This window comes from Bartonella capreoli (assembly GCF_902813205.1).
Classification (GTDB): Bacteria; Pseudomonadota; Alphaproteobacteria; order Rhizobiales; family Rhizobiaceae; genus Bartonella; species Bartonella schoenbuchensis.
This window is the reverse complement of record NZ_CADDZX010000050.1, coordinates 1-1,175: the sequence shown is the minus strand read 5'-3', so window position 1 is coordinate 1,175 and position 1,175 is coordinate 1. Positions and strand designations below refer to the sequence as shown.

At 42.5% G+C, this 1,175-nt stretch carries 1 pseudogene; it reads right to left on the bottom strand.

Features of this window, described 5'->3' with window-relative positions:
• A pseudogene (locus J7R05_RS07175) lies at positions 1-1,175 on the bottom strand (hypothetical protein); the annotation flags it as partial.

Here is a 1,175-nt window from a genome sequence, read left to right as displayed (position 1 = left end):
GCAGAGGCAATATTATCATGCTCCTTATCTTGAATAGTATACTTCGGAGCCGTACCGTTCAGAACATCTGCACCACTTAAATAAATATTAAGATTCTTATTAAAGGTTGCTATATTTGTCTGCGCATTCTCAGCACCGCTATTCAACTTCTCAATGCTTTGAGCTAACTCATAAAGCTGCTTACCTGAAACCGCATCTTTCGAGCCTTTTGAAACATCTCCCTCCGCAACACCGGAAAGGACACGAACTGTTCCTTCACTGTTAGTAATGTTAATCTCAGTACCATCAGTTTCGGCACCAATCATGATCAGATTCGATACAGGATCCTGCGTGACAAGCTTCTCACTCTCCATTCTAGTTTCAAAGCTACTTGTCGCTTCACCAACCTTTGCAGAAAGGTCTGTCAATTTCTCACCAACACCCTCAAAGGCAGAGGCAATATTATCATGCCCTTTACCCTGAATGCTATAAGTGGGAGCTGTTCCCTTCAGTACATCTGCGCCACCACCTAAATAAGCATTCAGATTCTTATCAAACTTGCTAATATCCCCCTGCACATCCTTAGTACTACTACTCAACTTCTCAATGCTTTGATCTAGCTTATAAAGCTGCTTACCTGAAACCGCATCTGTTGACTGTGCTGAAACAGTTGCCTCTGCAACGCCAGAAAGGACACGAACTTTTCCATCCTGGTTGACAATGGAAATCTCCTCACCATCGACATCCTTACCAATCGTGATAACATGAAACTCATCTTGTTCGACAAGCTTCTCATCCTCAAGTCTCGCTTGTACACTCTCTTGTGCACTGACAGCCTTCACTGAAAGATCTTTAAGCGAACTACTTACACCCTCAAAAGCTGTTCCAATATCAATATACCCATACTTCTGAATGATATAAGTGGGCGCTGTTCCCTTCAGTACATCTGCACCACCACCTAAATAAGCATTCAGATTCTTATCAAACTTGCTAATATCCCCCTGGACACTCTTAGCGCTGCTATTCAACTTCTCAACATTCTGAAGGGTCTCATAAAGCTGCTTACCTGAAACCGCATCTGTTGACTGTGCTGAAACAGTTGCCTCTGCTACACCAGAAAGGACACGAACTTTTCCTTCATTATTCAAAATGGAAATCTTATCACCATCGACATCCTTACCAATCGTGATGATATT